18 protein-coding genes are annotated in these 21,546 nt (G+C 55.6%); 8 read left to right on the forward strand and 10 right to left on the reverse strand.

Annotation, left to right across the window (positions count from 1 at the left end):
- Positions 1 to 38 precede the first annotated feature (38 nt).
- A complete protein-coding gene (cscK, locus tag PAGR_RS20255) occupies positions 39 to 956 on the reverse strand; it encodes a fructokinase (RefSeq protein ID WP_013024230.1) in 918 nt (305 codons plus the stop codon).
- A 228-nt stretch (positions 957 to 1,184) separates the two neighbouring features.
- Between cscK and yghU the strand changes: the two genes are divergently transcribed.
- Positions 1,185 to 2,048: a glutathione-dependent disulfide-bond oxidoreductase gene (yghU, locus tag PAGR_RS20260; RefSeq protein ID WP_013024229.1), complete on the forward strand. Its 864-nt coding sequence runs from the start codon at positions 1,185 to 1,187 to the stop codon at positions 2,046 to 2,048.
- 11 nt (positions 2,049 to 2,059) lie between these two features.
- Positions 2,060 to 2,350 (forward strand): DUF1330 domain-containing protein, encoded by a 291-nt coding sequence (locus tag PAGR_RS20265; protein WP_013024228.1) that lies wholly within the window; start codon positions 2,060 to 2,062, stop codon positions 2,348 to 2,350.
- A gap of 158 nt (positions 2,351 to 2,508) precedes the next feature.
- Here the strand turns inward: PAGR_RS20265 and PAGR_RS20270 are convergent, their stop codons facing one another.
- Together PAGR_RS20270 and PAGR_RS20275 are read right to left on the reverse strand one after the other, a co-directional pair.
- Positions 2,509 to 3,945 (reverse strand): methyl-accepting chemotaxis protein, encoded by a 1,437-nt coding sequence (locus PAGR_RS20270; RefSeq protein ID WP_014606904.1) that lies wholly within the window; start codon positions 3,943 to 3,945, stop codon positions 2,509 to 2,511.
- A 154-nt stretch (positions 3,946 to 4,099) separates the two neighbouring features.
- On the reverse strand, positions 4,100 to 5,032 hold the full coding sequence (locus tag PAGR_RS20275; RefSeq protein ID WP_013024226.1) for a LysR family transcriptional regulator: 933 nt from the start codon (positions 5,030 to 5,032) through the stop codon (positions 4,100 to 4,102).
- A gap of 135 nt (positions 5,033 to 5,167) precedes the next feature.
- Between PAGR_RS20275 and PAGR_RS20280 the strand changes: the two genes are divergently transcribed.
- Positions 5,168 to 6,238, forward strand: coding sequence for a tartrate dehydrogenase (locus tag PAGR_RS20280; RefSeq protein WP_014606905.1), 1,071 nt, complete (start codon positions 5,168 to 5,170; stop codon positions 6,236 to 6,238).
- A gap of 1 nt (position 6,239) precedes the next feature.
- On the opposite strand, the gene PAGR_RS20285 is transcribed toward PAGR_RS20280, so the two are convergent.
- From PAGR_RS20285 to PAGR_RS20300, 4 genes are all read right to left on the reverse strand, one after another.
- Positions 6,240 to 7,571 (reverse strand): glycoside hydrolase family 28 protein, encoded by a 1,332-nt coding sequence (locus PAGR_RS20285; protein WP_013024224.1) that lies wholly within the window; start codon positions 7,569 to 7,571, stop codon positions 6,240 to 6,242.
- 37 nt (positions 7,572 to 7,608) lie between these two features.
- Positions 7,609 to 8,424 (reverse strand): carbohydrate ABC transporter permease, encoded by an 816-nt coding sequence (locus tag PAGR_RS20290; RefSeq protein ID WP_014595099.1) that lies wholly within the window; start codon positions 8,422 to 8,424, stop codon positions 7,609 to 7,611.
- On the reverse strand, positions 8,424 to 9,296 hold the full coding sequence (locus PAGR_RS20295) for a carbohydrate ABC transporter permease (RefSeq protein WP_014606906.1): 873 nt from the start codon (positions 9,294 to 9,296) through the stop codon (positions 8,424 to 8,426). Before PAGR_RS20295 ends, PAGR_RS20290 begins: the two co-directional genes overlap by 1 nt.
- Before the next feature lie 63 nt (positions 9,297 to 9,359).
- Entirely contained in the window at positions 9,360 to 10,691 is a 1,332-nt protein-coding gene (locus tag PAGR_RS20300; RefSeq protein ID WP_033770543.1) for an extracellular solute-binding protein, read from the reverse strand.
- 526 nt (positions 10,692 to 11,217) lie between these two features.
- On the opposite strand from PAGR_RS20300, the gene PAGR_RS20305 reads away from it, so the two are divergent.
- Both PAGR_RS20305 and PAGR_RS20310 read left to right on the forward strand, forming a co-directional pair.
- Positions 11,218 to 11,817 (forward strand): GNAT family N-acetyltransferase, encoded by a 600-nt coding sequence (locus tag PAGR_RS20305; protein WP_014606907.1) that lies wholly within the window; start codon positions 11,218 to 11,220, stop codon positions 11,815 to 11,817.
- 12 nt (positions 11,818 to 11,829) lie between these two features.
- Positions 11,830 to 12,921, forward strand: a complete 1,092-nt coding sequence (locus tag PAGR_RS20310; protein ID WP_014606908.1) for an ABC transporter ATP-binding protein — start codon at positions 11,830 to 11,832, stop codon at positions 12,919 to 12,921.
- Between the two features lie 22 nt (positions 12,922 to 12,943).
- On the opposite strand, the gene PAGR_RS20315 is transcribed toward PAGR_RS20310, so the two are convergent.
- Both PAGR_RS20315 and PAGR_RS20320 read right to left on the reverse strand, forming a co-directional pair.
- Positions 12,944 to 14,062, reverse strand: coding sequence for an ROK family transcriptional regulator (locus PAGR_RS20315; protein ID WP_014606909.1), 1,119 nt, complete (start codon positions 14,060 to 14,062; stop codon positions 12,944 to 12,946).
- Positions 14,059 to 14,934 carry a glucosamine kinase nucleotide-binding domain-containing protein gene (locus PAGR_RS20320; RefSeq protein WP_014606910.1) on the reverse strand — a complete coding sequence of 292 codons (876 nt, stop codon included), beginning with the start codon at positions 14,932 to 14,934 and terminating at the stop codon, positions 14,059 to 14,061. The genes PAGR_RS20315 and PAGR_RS20320 overlap by 4 nt, the downstream gene beginning before the upstream one ends.
- A gap of 274 nt (positions 14,935 to 15,208) precedes the next feature.
- On the opposite strand from PAGR_RS20320, the gene PAGR_RS20325 reads away from it, so the two are divergent.
- The 3 genes from PAGR_RS20325 to PAGR_RS20335 all read left to right on the forward strand — a co-directional run bounded on the left by PAGR_RS20325 (position 15,209) and on the right by PAGR_RS20335 (position 20,191).
- The gene (locus PAGR_RS20325) at positions 15,209 to 16,369 is read left to right on the forward strand and encodes a Gfo/Idh/MocA family protein (protein WP_014595093.1); all 1,161 of its coding nucleotides are present in this window, start codon (positions 15,209 to 15,211) and stop codon (positions 16,367 to 16,369) included.
- 559 nt (positions 16,370 to 16,928) lie between these two features.
- The gene (locus tag PAGR_RS20330) at positions 16,929 to 17,534 is read left to right on the forward strand and encodes a hypothetical protein (RefSeq protein WP_014606911.1); all 606 of its coding nucleotides are present in this window, start codon (positions 16,929 to 16,931) and stop codon (positions 17,532 to 17,534) included.
- Positions 17,535 to 17,800: 266 nt separating this feature from the next.
- Positions 17,801 to 20,191, forward strand: coding sequence for a glucose/quinate/shikimate family membrane-bound PQQ-dependent dehydrogenase (locus PAGR_RS20335; RefSeq protein WP_014606912.1), 2,391 nt, complete (start codon positions 17,801 to 17,803; stop codon positions 20,189 to 20,191).
- A 48-nt stretch (positions 20,192 to 20,239) separates the two neighbouring features.
- Here the strand turns inward: PAGR_RS20335 and PAGR_RS20340 are convergent, their stop codons facing one another.
- Entirely contained in the window at positions 20,240 to 21,463 is a 1,224-nt protein-coding gene (locus tag PAGR_RS20340; RefSeq protein WP_014606913.1) for an MFS transporter, read from the reverse strand.
- Positions 21,464 to 21,546: the final 83 nt, after the last annotated feature.

Consider the following 21,546-nt stretch of genomic DNA (forward strand, 5'->3'; position numbering starts at 1 on the left):
AGGGTTGCCGGTCAGTGCGTCGTGGCGTTATCGGGATATTATCCTTCAATTTGGTGACGATAAGGCAACGCGGTCATCGCCCCTTTTGCCGTCGTCGCCAGCGCCCCACACTGCTGTGCGCTGCTGAGTCGTGCCGCCAGCTCGGCCTCATTAGCGGGCATCCCCTTTTCCGCCAGCCCCCATAGCAGCCCGGCGACAAACGCATCCCCTGCGCCGGTGGTGTCCACGCTCACCACAGGCAGCGTGGGATAGTGATAATGTTTACCCTGATGCCAGACTTTCACTCCGGCCTTGCCCTGGGTGACCATCAGCAGGCTAATCGCAAAGCGTTCCGCCAGCGCCTGCATGCTGTCAGCGTGTTGCGCCCCCGGAGTCAGAAAAGCCAGCTCTTCCTCAGACAGCTTGACCACATCGGCCAGCTGTAACGCCCGGTTCACACAGTCCCGCAGTTGGGCATCGTCGTGCCACAGATCGTGACGAATATTGGGATCAAAGCTCACAAAGCCACCGGCATCGCTGATCTGCTGCATGGCAGAAAAGGTGGTGGAGCGCGAAGGTTCTGCCGCCAGGGCAATTGAGCAGCAGTGAAGCCATTCACCTTGCTCAAACCTGGGGAGATCGCCTTGTTCCAGAAACAGATCTGCACTGGGGCGCACCATAAAGGTAAAAGTCCGCTCACCTTCCTGATCCAGCGCCACCACCACCGTTGAGGTGCGCTGGGCGCTGTCCAGCGTCATATAGCGGGTATCAACCTGTTCAGTCGCCAGCGTGTGCTGCATAAAGTGACCAAAAGGATCGTCCCCAACCCGGCCAATAAACCCGCTGCGGCCCTGTAAGCGGGCAATGCCCACCGCCACATTGGCGGGCGCCCCGCCTGCACACTGTATTAAATGCCCCGGCCCGTCCGGAAGCAGGTCCACCACGGCATCACCCAGACACCAGACTCGTGCTGACATACCTCTCTCCTACGCAGATAAAGCTAAATTTTACTAAACCGTTTTAGCTTAGCATTGCTCAGGCGTCATAAATGTGATTTGTGTGGGGAAAATCTCTTCGCACTGGCGGTAAAGCTGTCTTGAGCGCTGTAGTAAAGCGATACAAAGTCACCGCCACCAGGGTTAAACCAGCGCGCTGGCAACTGCTACACTCGTGAAAACTCCAAACACAAAAAGGCGAACCTCATCATGTCTGAACAACACTATCAGCCCGCTAAAGTCTGGAAGTGGGACCCGGAAGCGAAAGGTAATGGTGCCAAAACTAACCGCCCTACCGCTGGCCCAACCCATGAAAAAGCCCTGCCGGTTGGTAAGCATCCGCTGCAGCTTTACTCTCTGGGCACGCCTAACGGCCAGAAAGTCACTATTCTGCTGGAAGAGTTGCTGGCGCTGAACGTGAACGATGCAGAGTACGATGCCTGGTTAATCAATATTGGTGAAGGCGATCAGTTCAGCAGCGGTTTTGTTGAGATCAACCCCAACTCCAAAATCCCGGCACTGTGCGATCATTCAGCCACACCACCGATTCGCGTATTTGAATCCGGTAACATCCTGCTCTATCTGGCGGAAAAATACGGTTATTTCCTGCCGAAAGATCCGGCCAAACGCACCGAAACGCTGAACTGGCTGTTCTGGCTGCAAGGCTCTGCCCCTTACCTTGGCGGCGGCTTTGGTCACTTCTATCATTACGCGCCAGAAAAGATTGAATACGCCATCAACCGCTTCTCACTGGAAGCCAAACGTCAGTTTGACGTGCTGGACCGTCAGCTTGCCGACAACCGTTATCTGGCGGGTGACGATTACACCATCGCCGATATCGCCACCTGGCCGTGGTACGGCAGCATGGTGCTGTATAACCAGTACAATGCGGCAGAATTCCTCGATCTTCAGTCCTACAAAAATGTGGTGCGCTGGGCCGAAGAGATCGCCCTGCGTCCGGCCGTTATGCGCGGCCGCAAGGTGAACCGTGTGATGGGCGAACCCGCCGATCAGCTGCGCGAGCGCCATGACGCATCGGACTTTGATACGCAAACCCAAGACAAGCAAGCCTGAGGAGAAAAACGTTGAGCGCTTACGTCGTATTTATTCGTGACAACACCCTGGATCAGGATGAAATGGTGACTTACGCCGATAAAGCCGGCAAAGCCCATGGCAACCATCCCATCAAGCCTTTAGCCTTTTACGGCGATCTGGAAACCCTGGAAGGCCCCGAGGCGGAAGGTGTGGTGATTATTGAATTTCCGAGCACCGACGCCGCCCATGCCTGGTATGACAGCCCGGAATATCAGGAGGCGAAACAGCACCGCCTGAAGGGCGCGACTTATCGCGTACTGTTGGTAAAAGGCGTCGATTAATCGCTTTGCGGGCATTCCCGCCATTGCCCCGCAGTCCATCTGGCCTGCGGGGCACTCGCGCCCATCGACGCGGCTGATACGGCATGCTCGCGACCCGGGCAATAACGCCCGTGTTTTCTCCGCCAGAACCGCCTCATAACGGATTCTGCCTGCTTCGCCTAGTTAAAACGAAACAGTGAGATGGCCTGTTGTAACGTGCTGGCCTGCTGACGCTGGTGCTGCGCCACCTGTAGCGTTTCGGTCACGTGTTTGACGTTATGATTCACGCTGTCATCAATACTGTTAATGCTGTGCTGAATCTGTTCGATGCTCTGATTTTGCTGCACGCTCATCTCCGACAGCTCGTTCACCAGCTGTGACAGGCTGTCGATACTGACGTGAATCGCCTGCATGGTCTGGGCGGCCTGATCAACCTGCGCGGTGCCCTGCTCGGCGCTGGAACTAGACACATCCATGAGCTGGCGAATCTCACGGGCGGCATTTTCACACCGCAATGCCAGGCTGCGCACTTCGTTGGCCACCACGGCAAAACCCCGGCCTTCCTGACCCGCGCGGGCGGCTTCTACTGAGGCATTCAGGGACAAAATCGTCGTCTGGAACGCAATGCCGTCAATCAATTCAAGAATGGTTTTAACCCGGCCAGACTCCACGTTAATCTGCGCCATGGAGGCCATCGCCCGCTGAATATTCTGTTGACCTTTATTCGCTACCTGGCGGGTTTCATGAGCCAGATCGCAGGCCGTTTGCGCCTTATCCTTCGCCTGACTGGCGGCAACGCTGATTTGTGACATCGCGGTGGTCGCCACCTCCAGCGCCTGAGCCTGTTCATCGGTGCGCTGCGACAGGGCGGCGTTACGCGACAGCATGCTGTCGGCCTCCTGCAGCAGTTCAGCGACGCCGTGGCTGACCTGATTCAACGTACCGCGCATCGTGCTCAGCGTCTGGCTAAAGGTTTTGGCGAATGGCGTTTCACTCTGTTGATTTTCCACCGACAGCGTCAGGCAACCTGGTTCACGGTTGATGCGGGCAGCCAGTTGCGCGACCTCACTTGAAGCGCGGAGATCGGCGGCCATCTGCCGGGCGATAAGCACCAGCATCGCGGTCTGTACCACCACAAACAGCGCGTGGAAAAGCACCATATCCAGACCGGGATGGTGAAAGACCACGATGCCAAACAGATCGTGTTCCTGCAGATAGTTAAACAGGAGATGATGAACGGCGCCTGTCGCGGCGGCCACCAGCAAGGGTCGGCTGTCGCGGTAGACCAGCAATACCGACAGCAAGACAAACACCGAAAAGTGGAACTCGGTCTCGCCCTGGCCCAGTTGAATCAGCAAACCCGCAAAGCCGATGAGCGTGAAGGCCAGCCATAAGCGCGAAAATAGCGTGCCGTTTGCCAGCCATCCCACCAGCGTGGCGACCAGTGCCAGCCCGGTGCCGACCGTTATCGCTAGCCAGGTTGACTGGTACAGGCTTCCGACGATGGCTGAAATCACCACCATGATCCAACACAGCATGACAATCAGCCTGTCTGCCTGTTTTGCAATACGTTGAGGGGAAACGCCATCCCCGGAGCGGGTTAAATCTGTATTCATCGCCAGGCATCCACCAGAGGTTAAACCGCGCCTCAGACCAGAGGCGTGCTCACAGTCGATCTACGCAACGGGCGCAGACACATGAGATCGGTATCGACGCTGCCGGAAAATACTTTAATAGTGATAATGATTTACAGAAAAGTTGCGTGGGACATCACAGATGAGTTAGCGCGCTATCGCTTTGAAGCCTTTCCTGTAGAAAGGTCACAAACGCCATGAGGCGCGAGGGCTGCTGTCGCTGCGCCTGCCAGACTGCGAAGATATCGCCGTCCGGTGACCGCCATTCGGGCAACACATGCCGCAGCTCCCCGGCTGCAATGCTGTGTTTTGCATCCCACCAGGAGCGCAGCAGGATGCCATGACCATCCAGCGCCATGCGCATCGCCACCTCGCCATCGTTCGTGACCAGGTTCCCGCGGACTTTCTGACTCAGGCTCTCCGCATCGCCGACAAAACGCCACAGGGCGAAATCGCTGTCATGCTGCCTCAGTAAAATGCAGTTATGCTGCGCCAGCGCCCGGATGCTGTCCGGCAACCCGTGTTTGGCGGCGTAGGCAGGCGAGCAGCAAAGTACACGCGGGTTGTGCACCAGTTTCCGGGCGACCAGCCGTGAGTCTGGCGGTTCGCCGACGCGAATGTCGATGTCCACATGGGCATCAAGAAAATTCAGCGGCTGACTGCTGAGCTGCAGGGAAAGCGCCAGATGAGGATGCAGGGCAGCAAAGGCAGACACGCAGGGCGCGATATGGCGGCGGCCAAAACCAAACGAGGCATTAATATTCAGCGTGCCGCGCAGCTCGGCCGTTTCCCCGCTCACCGCGTCTTCCAGCGCCACCAACTGCTCCAGCAACGGACGAGCCCCTTCCAGATATCGACGGCCTTCGGGCGTCAGTTCCAGCTTGCGCGTGGTGCGGCGCAGTAACTGAACCCCCAGCCGCTGCTCCAGCAGGCTCAGGCGTTTACTGACGGCCGCCAGAGAAAGCCCCAGCGCCCGCGCGGCCGCCGTCAGGCTGCCCAATGACGCCACGCGCAGGAAAAACGCCAGATCGTCACTTGACGTCCGAGATTCTCTACTTTGATTTAACATGGGATTAACTTTAAGGCCAATTGTTTACCTCAGGTGGAGAGTTATACTGCGCTAACGCCCGGTGATAAATCAAGCTGCATCAAGACAGCATACGGAAACCTGACCGACTCACCCTACCAACCTCAGAGGTGCCCAGTGACAGAGAAGATCCATCGTATTGCCGTGATTCCCGGCGACGGCATTGGCAAAGAAGTGATGCCAGAAGGCGTGCGCGTGATGAACGTGGCGGCAGAGAAGTTCAACATTCCACTGCGCTGGGAGTGGTTCGATTATGCCAGCGCAGAATACTGGCAACAGCATGGCAAAATGCTGCCGGACGACTGGTTTGCTGAGCTGAAAACGTTCGATGCGATTTATTTTGGCGCGGTTGGCTGGCCTGATGTGGTGCCGGATCATGTTTCGCTTTGGGGATCGCTGTTGCAGTTTCGCCGTGAGTTTGATCAGTACGTGAACCTGCGTCCGGTACGCCTGATGCCCGGCGTGAAAGCACCGTTAGCCAACCGTAAGCCGGGCGATATCGATTTCTACGTGGTGCGGGAAAACACCGAAGGCGAGTATTCCAGCGTGGGCGGCACCATGTTCCCCGGCACCGAGCGGGAAGTGGTCATTCAGGAAACGGTCATGACCCGCGTGGGCGTCGATCGCATTCTGAAGTTTGCCTTCGAACTGGCCCAGCGTCGGCCCAAAAAACACCTGACCTCTGCCACTAAATCGAACGGTATCGCGATTACCATGCCCTACTGGGATAACCGCGTTCAGGCGATGGGTGAGCACTATCCCGAGATCAAGGTGGATAAATATCATATTGATATTCTTACCGCCAATTTTGTGTTGCATCCCGACTGGTTTGATGTGGTGGTTGCCAGCAATTTGTTTGGCGATATCCTGTCGGATCTCGGCCCTGCCTGCACCGGCACCATTGGCATCGCGCCGTCTGCCAATATCAATCCGGAAGGCAAATTCCCCAGCTTGTTTGAACCGGTGCACGGCTCGGCGCCCGATATCGCCGGTAAAAATATCGCCAACCCGATCGGCCAGATTTGGTGTGGTGCCATGATGCTGGAGCATCTCGGCTACAAGGAAGCCGGTGATGCCGTGCTGAACGCCATTGAGCGTACCCTGGCCGCCGGTGAACATTTAACCCGCGACCTGGGCGGCAGCGCGGATACGCAGCAGTTGGGTGCCGCTATCGCGGCGGCGCTGTAACTTAGTCTGCCAGCAGTACAACGCTGTCCGGATGCCAGCCTGACGGCAGCGGCTCAGGCCGCTGAATCGTCAGGTTGTTCAATTGCAGGTTCTCAACGCCGCGCGCAAACAGTCCCGGCAGCCCACCGGGATAGCGCTCAACGCCGTAAGCCTCGCCAGTGGTTTTATCCAGCCGGTAAGCATTATCCAGCCCCATCCCGGTGGGGGAATCGGGATTACAGGGCGGCCGCACATCGTACTGTCCCTGCACGCCCTGCGCGACAGTTTGCCGCAAATGGAGTTGATTGAGTGAAATATCACGGATCCAGCCTGGCTGGGCAGCATGCAGGTTGATCGCGCCCTCTGCCACACCGCTGAGCTGACTGAACTGGACTTGCTCAACGATCCCCGGCAGCACCGCCGGATCACGGGTCCGTACGGAGATAAAAATGGGATCGGCTTTGCCCCAGTGGCAGGCGGCAACATGATGGCAGCTAAAGGCGATCGTGCTGAAGAGGACGCGCCGTATCGCCCCACCATCCCGTGACACAATGCCGATGCCGCGGTTGGAATCAAACAGGGTGCAGCCTGAAACGGTAATGTCTTCAATATCGTCCCAGGTTTCAGTGCCGATCTTCAAGGCGCAGCTGTCGCTGCGCAGCAGGCAGTTGCTCACCGCGATTCGTCGCGCCGGACGACGCAGGCCAGCGGGCTTGAAGGTGGTTTTGATGCAAATCGCATCATCTGCCGCGCTGAAATAGCTGTTGCTGATAAAAACCGCCTCGCAGCTGTCAATGTCCAGTGCGTCGGTGTTGGGCAGCGTCATGGCGTTATCAATGGTCAGACGTTCGATATGCACATGGCGGCAGCTGACAAGGTGCACCGTCCACATCGGTGCGCGGATCAGGCTGATGTCCTGCAACCTGACCTGCTCGCAATCCTCAAACACGATCATGCGTGGCCTGTCTGCTTTTGGGACCCGGTAGCCCTGTTCGTCAGGCTCCGCCGCAAACCACGCTTCGGCGTCTCCCTCAATATGGCCCTGACCAGTAATTGTCAGGTTACGCTGCCCCAGCGCATACAGCAGGACGTTATGCGATTTCTCGGCACAGCTCAGGGCTTTCCACTGTTGGTAGTCCGCCAGATGTCGGCTGGCAACCAGCACTGCGCCGGCTTCAAGGTGCAGCTCAAAATCGGAAGGAAGGTTCAGGCAGCCGCTGCGATAACGCCCCGGCGGCAGCGTAAGTCGCCCACCGCCCGCCGCCGCAATCTGGTCAATCGCCTGTTGCAGGATGCGTGTATCAGGGGTTTCGCCGTCTGCGACGGGATGAAAATCGCCAAGGGAAAGATGCATCGTCCGGCCTTAGTGAATGAGAGATGAACCGGTGCGCTTACTTCACCGCACCTTCCGTTACGCCGCTGATAAACTTGCGCTGGAAAAACAGGAAAACCACGATAAGCGGCATGATAACGATCATCGCGCCAGCCATCAGCACCGGGATATCAATGGTGTTCTTATTCTGGAAAAACATCATGCCAATGGGCAAGGTTCGCAGCTCATCTTTGTTAACCAAAATCAACGGAATAAGGAATTCGTTCCACGTCCAGATAAACAACAGCAGGGCCAGCGTGGAGATCGTGGGCCAGATGGCCGGAACTAAAATCCCCCACAGGATTTTAATGCGAGGCGCGCCATCCATCACCGCCGCCTCGACTAACTCTTTAGGCACCTGCTGGAAAGCGCTGGCAATCATCAGGGTAGTAAACGGCAGCGACAGCGCAACCTGCGGCAGAATCAGGGCCAGATAGGTGTTGGTCAGCCCCATCCAGTGCAGTTCATGATAGAGCGGAATAATAAAGGCTTCACTCGGCAGCACCATGCCCAGCGCCAGCATGGCCGCCACCACTTTCTTGCCCGGAATTTTCAGTAAGGCAAAGCCAAATCCGGCCAGAATACCCAGTAAAATACTGCTCAGCACCACCGGAAACACCACCAGCACCGAGTTCATAAAGTAAACGTTAAAGTGTCCCTGCTGCCAGGCGGTGATGTAGTTTTTGACATTCAGTGAGGCGGGTAAATGAAACACGCCCTGAAACAGCTCCATCTGCGTTTTAAACGAGGTCATCAACGCCATTAAAAACGGCATGATGGTCATCAGCGCCACAATCCAGATCAGCGCACGAGAAATGATCGGTGTGCTTTTCATCAGTAACGTTCCTTCAATGCCAGATGGATCAGATAGTTAAGTCCTAACACAATGACCATACTGAATACGGCAACCGATGAGGCATAGCCGAAGTAATGCAGATCAAAGCCCTGCTTGTACATAAAGATATTGGTCACCATGGTGGAGGTGCCAGGGCCGCCCTGCGTCATTACGTACACCAGATCGAACGCCTTCAGACTGGCGATGACCGTCAGCAACAGCGCGATGCGCAGCTCCGGACGCAGTCCCGGCAGCGTAATGCGCATAAACTTCTGGCGGCGCGAGGAGCCATCCAGGTCCGCCGCTTCAAGCAGGGACGGATCCATTCTCTGCAGTCCCGCCATAAACAGCACCAGACAGAAACCAAAAAAGTACCAGGTGGCGACCATGCCGACGGCCGGCAGTGCCCAGGTAAAATCCCCGAGCCAGGACATCGCCAACTGCGGCAATCCGATGGCGCGCAGGACCTGATCGATGGGGCCAAAGGCCGGGTTGTACAGCCAGCGCCAGACTACGCCAAGAACCGCCATCGGCATGATATAAGGCAGAAAGAACAGGATGCGCAGTACACTGCGCTCGGTATTGTTTCGGGTTTCATACAGAAAGCTGCACAGCAGCAGCCCCACGCCAATCGGCAGGAGAGTATAAAACAGCATCAGAATGGCGTTATTGCCAAGGGCAATCCAGAAGACCGGATCGCTGAACATACGCAGGTAGTTACTGATGCCCGCGAAAACTGGCCGCGAGGTGCCATCCCACTCGGTAAAGCTGATTCCCAACGACGCGAGCAGCGGTAACATCAGAAACAGGCCATAAACCAGGACTGCGGGAAGAAGATAGAGAAAATTACGCCAACTGCTTTGATTCAACATAACCGTACTCGTCGTAGTCAGAGCGACATTCAGGCCCGGCAGGTTCGCTGCCGGGCAACCGGCTTAGTGTTTCAGGGTTTTCATGTAACGCTGATAGTTGTTATCGAAGTTAATCACCATCTGCTCAGCCGTCTGTCGGCCCGCCAGCAGCAGCTGAACGTTTTGATTCAGTTCGGCGTTCATGGTCGGGGTTGCCCAGTCGACATAATGGCCCAGACCGTCGTAGGCATTCAGGTTCAGCCACACCTGCCAGGCTTCGCCTAACAGCGGATTATCCGCCGGGATTTTTGCGTCTTTATTGGTACTGGCCGGCAGGAAGCCAACGTTCAGCCAGCGGTTTGCCATGCTGTCCGACACCATATAGTTAATAAATTTGGCGGCGGCATCCTGCTGGGCTTTGGTTTTCGCCATGCTGGTCATCGAGAAGGCCAGATCGGTTCCGCCGACCATCAACGGCTGCTTAACGCCGTCACCGGCTGGCATCCCGGTGAAGTGAATATCTTTGTTGTCTTTAAACTGGCCCAGATACCAGGTTCCGCTCACCAGGAACGCAGACTGACCGTTCTGGAATAACGTGGCGGCATCATCATGACCAATGCCCTGATAGCCCGGGAACAGATAACCTTTGTCCGCCCAGCCTTTCATCATGGTGGCCGCTTTTTTCAGCTTGTCATCTTTGAACGTGCCGCCCACGTCGTAAATCAAATCATCCAGTTTTTTGCGGTCGCTGCTTTCAATTTGCGCTTCCCACAGCGTACTGAGTAACTGCTGCCCCATGTTGCCGTCTAATAAACCCAGCATCATTGGCGGCGTGCCCTGCTGCTTGAGTTTTGCCATTGCGGCGTCAAGCTCGCTCAGGGTTTTCGGTACCGCAATACCGGCCTTATCCAGCAGCGCCTTGTTGTAATAGAGGCCAACCATTTCACCGAGGCTGGCCACGCCGTACAGCTTGCCGCTGCCAAACTGGCCGCTGTCAGACCAGCGGTTACGCTTGAGAATGGAGTCCGGGAATTTTTGGGTCCAGCCGTATTCGGCCGCATAGCTATCCAGCGGCAGCAGCAGTTTGTCTTTGACCAGCGATCCCATATCGCCGCCGCCCTGATTCACCTGGGCAATCTGCGGACCTTCACCTGCGGTCAGGGCCAACTTAAGAGGAATGCGCGTGTCTTCAAAGGAGTGCACGGACCGGTTGATAACGATACCGGGGTTTTGCTGGGAAAAGTCTTTAATACCTTCATCGACGGCCGCCGTTTGCTGAGGATAACTGTAGATATCCCATTCATTCAGGGTAACGGTGCTGTCGGCATGCGCAACGCTGCCCATCAGCAAGCCCGCCGCCAACAGGCTACGAACCGAAGTGCGAAAACGGAACGAACGAACTGAGGAATCAGACATCATGCTCACTTTCTCCAATACAGGATGGGCATCCTTTCTTCACAGGGTCTGCAATCCCGCAGACTGTCGCCGCATAAATCACCTTCTCACTCATAGTTACTTTAATAAAAAAATAAAGTCAAACATCCCACCTTGGGAATTGCCAGGTTGTGAGCCTGCGCAAAAAAACACGCTGACAGGGCAACGCTCAGCATAAGCGGAGAGAAATCCGCACAAATCTGGCGCGTTATCGGTGTCCGTTCGCCGCGGGCCAGCACGATAAACCAGCCTCAAAATGGCGTAATAACTTGCTGATAAAAAATATGAAAATCATATGACGCTCACATTTTTAACTTTTTATTTCCTCTGACGATTGCCGCCAGCCGGTTCACCGCCTGCGACAGAAGCCCACAGGGACTGGCCTGGTCAGCTAATAAGATCCGAGCGGAGGCGACTTCAGGATAGCGGGGCAATTATTCCATCTTGAAAACTAAGTCAGCTTTCATTACCGTGAGGTTGTTCAACTACTGACCTGTGAGAGATGACGATGGCGAATCAAGGTGTCATTCGTCCGGCCATCGAGTCGGACTATTCAGCGCTTTACCGCATCTGTCTGGAAACCGCCAATGCCGGTAAGGATGCCCGTAACCACTATTCCGATCCCGAGTATCCTGGACAGCGCTTTGCGGTGCCCTACGCCCGCTTTGCACCGGATTTTGCCTTTGTGCTGGACGTGGAAGGCGAAGTGATGGGCTATGTTGTCGCTACGCCCGATACCCGCGCCTTTGAAGCGCAGCTTGAGCAGCACTGGTGGCCTCAGCTTCAGGAAAAATACCGTGACCGCACGCCCAGCGCCCCCTATGACAGCAAAATTCTCGACAGCATCCGTCAGCCTGAACGTGCCGATGCGCAGCTGGTGACACAGTGGCCCGCGCATTTACATATCAATCTGCTGCCGCCGGTGCAGCAAGGCGGCTGGGGCCGCAGGATGATTGCACAGGAACTGGCTGCGCTACGCCAGGCCGGCGTGAAAGGCGTTCACCTTGGCGTCAGCCTGCAAAATGAACAGGTGTGCGCGTTCTATCAACGCATGGGATTCAGCCACATCCTGCGCAGCAACGCCATATATATGGGCCAGTTACTTTAAGTGAGAGAGTTTATGACCAGCCTGCGCTTACAGAACGTTAAGAAGTCCTATGACCATATCGATGTGATTCACGGCGTCGATCTCAGGGTAAACAGCGGCGAATTTGTGGTGTTCGTTGGGCCATCCGGCTGCGGTAAATCTACCCTGCTACGGATGATCGCCGGGCTGGAAGAAATTACTGACGGCACATTGCTGATTGACGATAAAGACATGACCCGTCAGCCCGCAACCGAACGCGGCATCGCCATGGTGTTTCAGTCTTATGCGCTTTATCCCAACATGACGGTGCGCGGTAATCTGGCCTATCCGCTTGAGGTGATGAAAAAGCCGAAAGCCGAGATAGCCCAGGCAATTGAACAAACCGCCGCGCGCTTGCACCTGACCGAACTGCTGGATCGCCTGCCACGGGCGCTTTCCGGGGGCCAGCGTCAGCGCGTGGCCATTGGCCGCGCCATTATTCGCCATCCGCGCATCTTCCTGTTTGATGAGCCGCTCTCCAACCTGGATGCCGAGCTGCGTCTGCAAATGCGCATCGAGATTGCCCGCCTGCACGCCTCGCTGGGCAACACCATGATTTATGTGACCCACGATCAGTCGGAGGCGATGACGCTTGCCGATCGTATCGTGGTGCTGCGCAAAGGACGGATTGAACAGGTTGGCGCGCCGTTAGCGTTATACAGCGACCCAGACAACCTGTTTGTGGCCGGTTTTATCGGCTCGCCGAAGATGAATTTCCTCCAAGCCGAAGTCACCGCCACGGGTCAGGGTGAAGTGCAGTTACGCGTGCCGGATTTGAAGATAACGCAGCTGGTGCTAAAGATTGCGGCGCCCTGCCGCGAGGGCCAGCGCGTCACCCTGGGCATTCGTCCCGAGCACATGCAGCCCGCCGCGGAAACGCCAGCCGAACGTCAGTTCAGCGGCACGCTCTCCTTTGCCGAAATGCTCGGCCACACCAATTATCTTTACCTTGATTTAGGCATTGAACAGATGCTGGTTGTTGAGGCGCGCGAGGCGCAACGGCGTGATTTAGGCGTGGAGGTCAGGCTGGGTTTATCGGCAGACCACTGCCTGCTGTTTGATGAGCAGGGGCAGCGTCTGCGTTAAACAGGATGGCGCTGCGGCGCCGTCAGGTCACGGGTTCTTCATCCGCCTGGGCAGCCAGCAGATCGAGCAGCATATTCACGGCAAAGCCTGCCGCGCCCAGCGCCCACATGCGGTTTGATTCTGTCAGAAACTGCAGCGGTGTCATCTGTGGCGTCAGCTTCAGACGATAGGCCTGAAAACTCTGGGTAATGTGGTCCAGCAGAATACGTGAAGCCATGTGCGGTTCCATCGCCAGGAACACGACGTCAGGATCGTACGCCACCGACAGATTGGCCAGGGAAATCCCCAGTTCACGTCCCGCCTCTTCCAGTGCGCTCAGCACCTCGGCCGTGGGCCGCTGATCGAGCGCCTGCAACGTTAGCGGACCGCCCGCTTCATCCTGCTGGACACGTTGCAGGATTGCCCGGGACGAGGCCACATCCTCAAGCAGACGCAGCGAGCCATCGCCGACCAGGCCGTTACCGATCTCGCCCGCTTTGCCATGTTGCCCGCGATACAGCCGGCGGTTAAGAATAATGCCTGCGCCAATGCCTTTACCGTAAGTCGCAATAACCGCTGACTGCGCGTTGCCCAGTTGGCCAAACACCAGGGTGGCCATCGCCATCGCATTGGCATCGTTTTCGATAAATACCGGCAGGGAAAAGCGTGTTTCCAGCATCTGCGCGATAGGGACATTCTCCCAGTCGAGCACTTTCGAACGAATACAGTAGCCGTTTTCGGCATCGACTAAACCGGATAAGGCCAGGCCAATCGCGCCAACCTGTTTTTCTTCCACGCCGCGTAGAAATTTAGCCAGCGCATCGCCTAGCTGTCGTGGCGTGATGGCGCCGGAAGGCATCTGCTGTTCCCCCAGCAGATTGCCGCTGAGGTCGGTCATTACGATCAGGTTACGTTCGGCGTTAAGCTGAATGCCAATGACGCTGGCGCGATCGGGATTCAGCCCCAGCAAGGTTTTAGGCCGCCCCATTGATACGCGGCGCAGCCCCAGTTCCTGCACGATGCCCTGCGCCAGCAGTCGGTTGGTCGCCTGGGAGACGGTAGACATGCTGAGTCCGCTTCGGACCTTGAGGTCAGACTGGCTGACAGGCGCATGTTCCACGATCAGTCTCAGAATGCGCGCGGTAACGTTTGGAGCAATCATAGCGTCCTCAGATTTGCCCGGGCCATCATTAATGCCCCGTCCAGAGCATCGTGTTGCGCAGCGACCAGCCGGGCCTGACTCTCCGCGCTCAGCCAGGGCTGAATCGGTGTGGCCAGCCCGCCCATGAGGGCGACGCATCCCTGACTGATGGTAGAGAGACGGCTGACCATTAAGCCAATATCGCTTGCAGTCTGCTGCAGGAGATCCACGGCATGACGATCGTCCGCGTGCGCGGCGGCGAATACATCAGGCACCACGCGCGCCCAGTCGGCGGGCATCGCTTCTCGCGTCCACATCAACATGGTTTCCGGGCTGTGGTTAAACTGTGCCATCAGGCCGTGGGTAAAGTCTGTGCTGTCAACGATGGCTTCATGGGCCAGTAATGCCAGCCGCAGCGCGCGTCGCCCCAGCTCAGCGCCGGAGCCGTGATCGGACAGCGCGAATCCCCAGCCGCCCAGCAGCGTAAACCGCTCGCCATCCCAGGCTGCGCCCTGGCTACCGGTGCCAATAATAAAAACCGCACCGGGTGCCGCCGCATGGGCGCCGGCGCAGGCGATCTCAACATCGCTGACCACCTGCACGCTCGCGCAGGCAGGCTGCCATTGCGTCAGGCGCGCCTTAACCGAGGCCACATTCGCACCGGCTAATCCTGCCACCAGCGAGGTCTGCGCCAGCGCCTGTGGCGTCAGCCCTGCCTGAGACAGCACGGCTGCCATGAGCTGCTCAACGCAGTTCAGAGCCGCATCAAACTGTGACCAGACGTTGGCAGGGCCGCCCACCGCCTGAGCCAGCACGTTGCCATTCGCGTCGGTCAACCGCGCGCGACACTGCGTACCGCCGCCATCAATACCAAGGAGATAGTGTGATTGCACGCGCTTCCTCCCGCCGTAAACGCATCTCGATTCTGTAATCTGCGAACGATAGGTGAAAAAAACTTAAATCGCAATAACAAATAAATATAGGCAAAAAACAATAACTATTTATTATTTAAAATCAATTAAATATCCAAAAATACGTATGCAAATCACACAACGCGTTATTGACATTAGTTTTTCTGTCGTAATAAGTTGGTAGCCAGTCTTTCCATCATTGCGTCCCGTCAGCGGCGTACTCACCGTTGTCAGAATTCAGGATCAGGGGTTTACCATGAAAGTAGGCATTATTGGTCTCGGCTTTCGTCTTTCTCATGTCGTTAAAGAGTTTCACAAGGCTGATACCGAATTTTCGCTGGTAGGTTATTACGATCCAGCACCGGCCGGTTTGCCGAATCTGCACAGTTTCGGCATCGATCCCGGCAAGGCGTTCGATTCCGTTGAGGCGCTGCTGCAACAGGGTGGTTTTGATTTGTTGCTGGTGGGCTCGCCTAACTTTATGCATCTTGAGCATGTCACACAGGCGCTGGCAGCAGGCTATACTGTGTTTACTGAAAAGCCTGTCGTGATTAACGAAGAACAAACAATGGCGATGGCAAAACTGGTTCAGCAGTATGGCGAAGACCGTATTCTGGTAGGGCTGGTGCTGCGTTACTCGCCGCTCTATCACGATCTGCTGGCAGCACGTGACGATCGTCGCCTGGGTGAAATCACCTCTATTGAAGCGACAGAACATATCAAGCCTTATCATGGCGCGTTCTTCCAGCGCGACTGGCGCAGGCTCGAAAAGTATGCCGGTCCTTATATTCTGGAAAAATGCTGTCACGACATCGATCTCTACCAGGGATTAATGCAGGAGCGCCCCCTTCGGGTAGCCAGCTTTGGCGGACGCAAGTCGTTCACGCCTCAGCATGCACCACAAGGTGCGATCACCGAGCAGTCTGAGATTTATCACACTAAGCCCAGCGGCTGGTCGAGTACCGACGCGGTGTTTAGCAGCGATGCCGATATTGTCGATTACCAGACCGCCCTGATTGAGTACGCCAGCGGCGCAACGCTGTCTTTTCACGCTAACCTCAACGTCCCGGACGAATTCCGCCGGTTCTGCGTGATAGGCACTGACGGCATGGCTGAAGGCGATTTTGTCCGTAACTATTTTCGCGTGCACAACGCACGCACCGGCGAAAAAGAAGTGGAAACCGCCTACAGCGGCAACGCCTATGACGGTCATTACGGTGCCGATGCCTTAATGGCGGAAGAGATCGTTAAGCACGTCAAGCAGGGAACGCCGCTAAAAGTTTCTGTTGTTGACGCACTGGAAGCCGGCCTGACGGCCATTAAGATTGATGAAGCGCGCAAAACCCGCAGCGTCATCGATCTGACCGAAAGCTGGACACGTTTTGACGCCAACCTGGGAAAAACGGGAACGCACTAGTTCCCTCCTGATAGCTCACTCCCCCGAGCCCATCAGGTTAAACATAGCTCGACGACTGGTACCCTACTTAAACCGGCCTCAGGCCGGTTTTTTTATTCCTCCACACCTGTACTTCTCCTGCCCTGCGGGCAAGCGTCGCGCGGCATCAGGCGTTTCCGCCTGCGTTTTCCATGAGGATTGACCTGTGCGGATGATTATTAAAAAAAACCGCCTGCTCTGCTGATAACTTAACTCAGGATAAGATAAAGCAGTAAACGAAGCGGCCGTTGTGACATCAGAACGACACTTTCTGCTGATAATCAGATGACGTTTATTACGCGTTTTACAAAACAACGTGCAGGGTGAATTAACGCTTTCGACGAGTAGTCACGCCAGAAAAGACCATTTAACGTTATCATTAGAGTGCATATAAATTTAAATAACGGATAACAAAAAAGTGCTGATTAATATATAAAAAACGTGTGTTGCCAGGAGAATCGCGTATATTAATCGCCGTACTTCCCTCTCGTTATGCAAAAAATAAAATTCACAGCAAACGTTAAATAGTTTCGATGAGATAATGAAAAATAGCGGATATAACCCTTATATTACTGAGCCTATTCATCACGTCACGAGTCAGGTGGCCGGTATTTGTTACCACCTCCCGAATTCGGACTGCACACAACCGACGAAAAGGATACTTAACGATGACAACATTATTTCATTGCACAACCATCTTGCAACTGAAGAAGCATTAATCATTATCCCCCTGTGTGATGCACAGTTAAAAGAATGGATTCAGCATCCCGAACGTTATTTACACCTACAGGATGCGCGGGTGCGTATTGGTATTAATTATCGCAACCTCAGGGCCCATCAGGAAAAATTACTGGAATTAATTAACGCTTATCGTTTCTGGCTTTTTGATTTTGCACCGCCTGGCGCAGACTGGCATTTAGTCGAATCCTTTCCTTTTTCCGCCATTGTCTTAAGTTATTCATTCTTTAATGACAACTATCGGAAATTTACATTTCCTTTTTTTCTTGAGTCATTAAAAGGGAAAGGCGCCGAGATTATCGTGCGCGGTTACGAACCGACGTTATCAGTAGAACAACTCGCGGCACTTAACATTAGCGGCTGGCAATTACAACGCGCGTCTGGCGATCTCATTCCCTTTACGCTTTAACCTTTCTTATCTCCTGGCACTATTGAATCATATCGGCAAGCCCCATTAACACCGTCTAAAGTATTGCCTTAGATGCGTTGTTAAGAGCTTTAAGCCAAAAAAATCAAAACTCATACCAATTTTGCTATAACATTTAACAGATATGGATCATCACGCTTCAGGGAAGAGCGAAATAAGAATGCCTTTCATCTTTTGTACTTTATGACTGACAACAATCTATCTGATTGTTTTCCTGAGTTTTCTGGCAACGAAATGAGGTCAACATTATGGGGAAAAACTCCTCATCCTTTAGCGTGGTCCGTTTTTTAACGGTGCTGTTCGCCGTGCTAACGGGTGCGTTCATGTTAATTGGTGGTATCTGGCTGGCCACGATCGGTGGTTCCTGGTACTACATCATCGGCGGTGCAGCCATGCTGCTTACCGCTTTCCTGCTGTGGCGACGTAACAGCGCTGCCCTGGTTGTCTATGCGCTCTTACTGCTGGCTACGCTGGCCTGGGGCGTTTGGGAAGTCGGCACCGACTTCTGGGCACTGGCACCGCGTACCGACGTACTGGTGATCTTTGGCGTCTGGCTGGTGTTGCCCTTTGTCTATCGCGGCTTATACCAGCCGGGTAAAGGCGCACTGGGTGCCATGGGCGTAGCGCTGGTTGCCAGTGCAGCGGTGTTAACCTATTCCGTCTTTAATGATCCGCAAGTGGTTAACGGTGCATTACCGGCAACAGCGGATAATGCGCCTCAGGCACAGCCGTTGAGCAATATTGCTGATGGTGACTGGCCGGCCTATGCGCGCGATCAGCAAGGGACGCGCTTCTCGCCGCTCAAGCAGATCAACCACGACAATGTGAAAGAACTGCAGGTTGCCTGGCAATTCCAGACCGGTGATATGAAACGCCCAAGCGATCCGGGCGAAATTACCGATGAAGTGACGCCAATCAAGATTCGCGACACGCTGTATCTTTGCACGCCACATCAGATTTTATTTGCTCTGGATGCGGCCACCGGCAAGCAAAAGTGGAAGTTTGATCCCGGCCTGAAAACCAACCCAACCTTCCAGCACGTTACCTGTCGTGGTGTGTCATACCACGAATTCCCTGCAGCGAAGGATGCGTCCAATACCCAGCCTGCGCTGTGCTCGCGTCGTATTTACCTGCCAGTCAATGACGGGCGTTTGTTCGCGCTGGATGCGGAAACCGGTGAACGCTGCCCGGCCTTTGGTAACAACGGTGAGCTGGATCTGCAGCACAAGCAGCCGGTCACAACGCCAGGCATGTATGAGCCAACCTCGCCACCGGTGATTACTGACACCACCATTGTGATGGCTGGCGCGGTAACCGATAACTTTTCAACCCGTGAACCTTCAGGCGCCATCCGTGGCTTTGATGTGAACACCGGTAAGCTGTTGTGGGTGTTCGATCCGGGCGCGAAAGATCCTAACGCAATTCCGGCGGATGAACACACGTTCACCATGAACTCCCCTAACTCGTGGGCACCTGCGGTTTACGATCCGAAGCTGGATATCGTTTACCTGCCAATGGGGGTGACCACGCCGGATATCTGGGGCGGCAACCGCACACCTGAGCAGGAACGTTATGCCAGCAGCGTGCTGGCGCTGAACGCGACGACCGGTAAGCTGGTGTGGTCATATCAGACTGTGCATCACGATCTGTGGGATATGGACCTGCCTTCGCAGCCGACGCTGGCGGATATTACCGATAAAGACGGTAATACCGTGCCGGTTATCTATGCCCCTGCCAAAACCGGGAACATCTTTGTTCTGGATCGCCGCACAGGTAAAACTGTGGTTCCGGCCCCGGAAACCCCTGTTCCGCAGGGCGCAGCTAAGGGCGACCATGTCTCAGCTACACAGCCTTACTCTGAACTGACCTTCCGTCCGAAACAGAACCTGACGGATAAGGACATGTGGGGCGCGACGATGTATGACCAACTGGTGTGCCGCGTGATTTTCAAACGTCTGCGCTACGAAGGTCCGTTCACGCCACCTTCTGAGCAGGGCACCCTGGTCTTCCCGGGCAACCTGGGCATGTTTGAATGGGGCGGCATTTCCGTTGATCCGCATCGTCAGATTGCGATTGCTAACCCAATGGCGCTGCCGTTCGTGTCTAAGCTGATCCCACGCGGTCCGGGTAATCCGGAAGAGCCACCAAAAGGCGCAACGGGCGGTTCAGGTACTGAAACCGGTATTCAGCCGCAGTACGGCGTGCCGTATGGCGTTGAACTGAATCCGTTCCTGTCACCTTTTGGTCTGCCGTGTAAACAACCTGCATGGGGTTATGTTTCTGCTGTTGACCTGAAAACCAACGAAGTGGTGTGGAAACAACGTATTGGTACCGTTCGTGACAGCTCACCTGTACCGCTGCCCTTTAAAATGGGTATGCCAATGCTGGGCGGACCGGTTGCCACCGCAGGCAAAGTGTTCTTTATTGGCGCAACGGCTGATAACTACCTGCGCGCTTACAGCACCGACACCGGTGAACTCTTGTGGCAGGCGCGCCTGCCAGCCGGTGGTCAGGCAACGCCAATGACTTATGAAGTTAACGGCAAGCAATACGTTGTGATTGCTGCCGGTGGCCATGGTTCATTCGGCACCAAGCTGGGCGATTACGTGATTGCCTATGCGCTGCCCGACCAGAAGTAATTAACACCTGAACAGAGGCGGACTCCGGTCCGCCTTTTTTTATGCCTGCTATCTGCCCTGCGCTTTTGTGCGTGGGGAGCGCCAGCTTAACCAGGCGCACAGCCCCATGACCATGCAGGTGGCCAGAAATACTGGCCGCATTCCCCACGCGCCACCAATCACCCCACCAAAAAGGGGACCACTGACCTGGCCGATATACTGCGCCGACGTCGAATAGCCGAGCATGCGCCCCACCTGCACGGCGGGAACGTGGTGACGGATAATGGCGGTAATGCAGGGCATCAGACCGCCCAGCGACATGCCCATCAGGAAACGTAACGGCAGCAGCTGCCAGGCATCGGTAATAAAAGCCTGAGGGATCAGTAACAGCGCGCAGCCAAACAGGCCAGCGCTCAGGACCCGCCAGTGCCCCACGCGGTCGGCCAGCTTGCCGACAAAGGGTGCTGAAAGAATACTGCCCAGCGCGGCTGCGGCCATCACCAGGCCGGACATCAGGGTGATGGCATGCTCCTGATGTAAAAACTGGCCGATATACAGCGTGATGACAGGCTCTATCGACATATTGGCAAACACCAGCAGCATGGCCGTTAACCACATCAGCCTGACTATCGCCCGGTCAAAGGGAGCAGCAGCCTCGCCCGGCTGAGGACAAACGCTCTGCACCTTCTTACGCGCCACGGCTGGCTCCTTCAGCAAAAAGGTGGTCGCCAGGAATGCCACAAAAATGACCGCCCCCGTCAGCCAGAACGTAGCCCGAATGCCGATCAGCGGCGGGAGTACACCGCCCAGTATGGGGCCTATAACATTACCGGCCATCATGCCGGATGCCAGCACGCCTAACGCCCATCCGGTATGCGCTTTAGGGGTTTGCGCAGCAATCAGAATGGTGGAGCCGGAAGAATAGCCCCCGAGTAATCCCGCCAGTAAACGCAGCGCCACCAGTTGCCACACAGCGGTTGCCATGCCGATCAGTGCCATGGCAAGGGCCATTCCCAGGCTCGCCCGGATCAGCATCAGCTTACGGCCGTAGCGATCGCCCAGCCTGCCCCACAGCGGCGCGGTTAACGCGGCGCTGAGAAAGGTTGCGCCATAGGCCACGCCGGACCAGCGCGCAATGGCCGCCGGGTGCTGTACGCCCAGCTGTTGAACATACAAGGGTAAAAAAGGCAGCAGCAAGGTCATGGCGACCAGGGTCGTAAACGAGCCAAAGACGCAAACCCATAAGTTACGTTTCCAGTGGTGGAATACAGGTGCCTCAGACGTGATTTCCATGCGATATCCCCATCGTGTTTAGGGACTCAGGCTAACAATGGTGACGAGACAACAACAGTCGGCGCGCGATATTTGCTGACTGG

Source organism: Pantoea ananatis PA13, assembly GCF_000233595.1.
In the GTDB taxonomy this organism is placed as follows: Bacteria; Pseudomonadota; Gammaproteobacteria; order Enterobacterales; family Enterobacteriaceae; genus Pantoea; species Pantoea ananatis.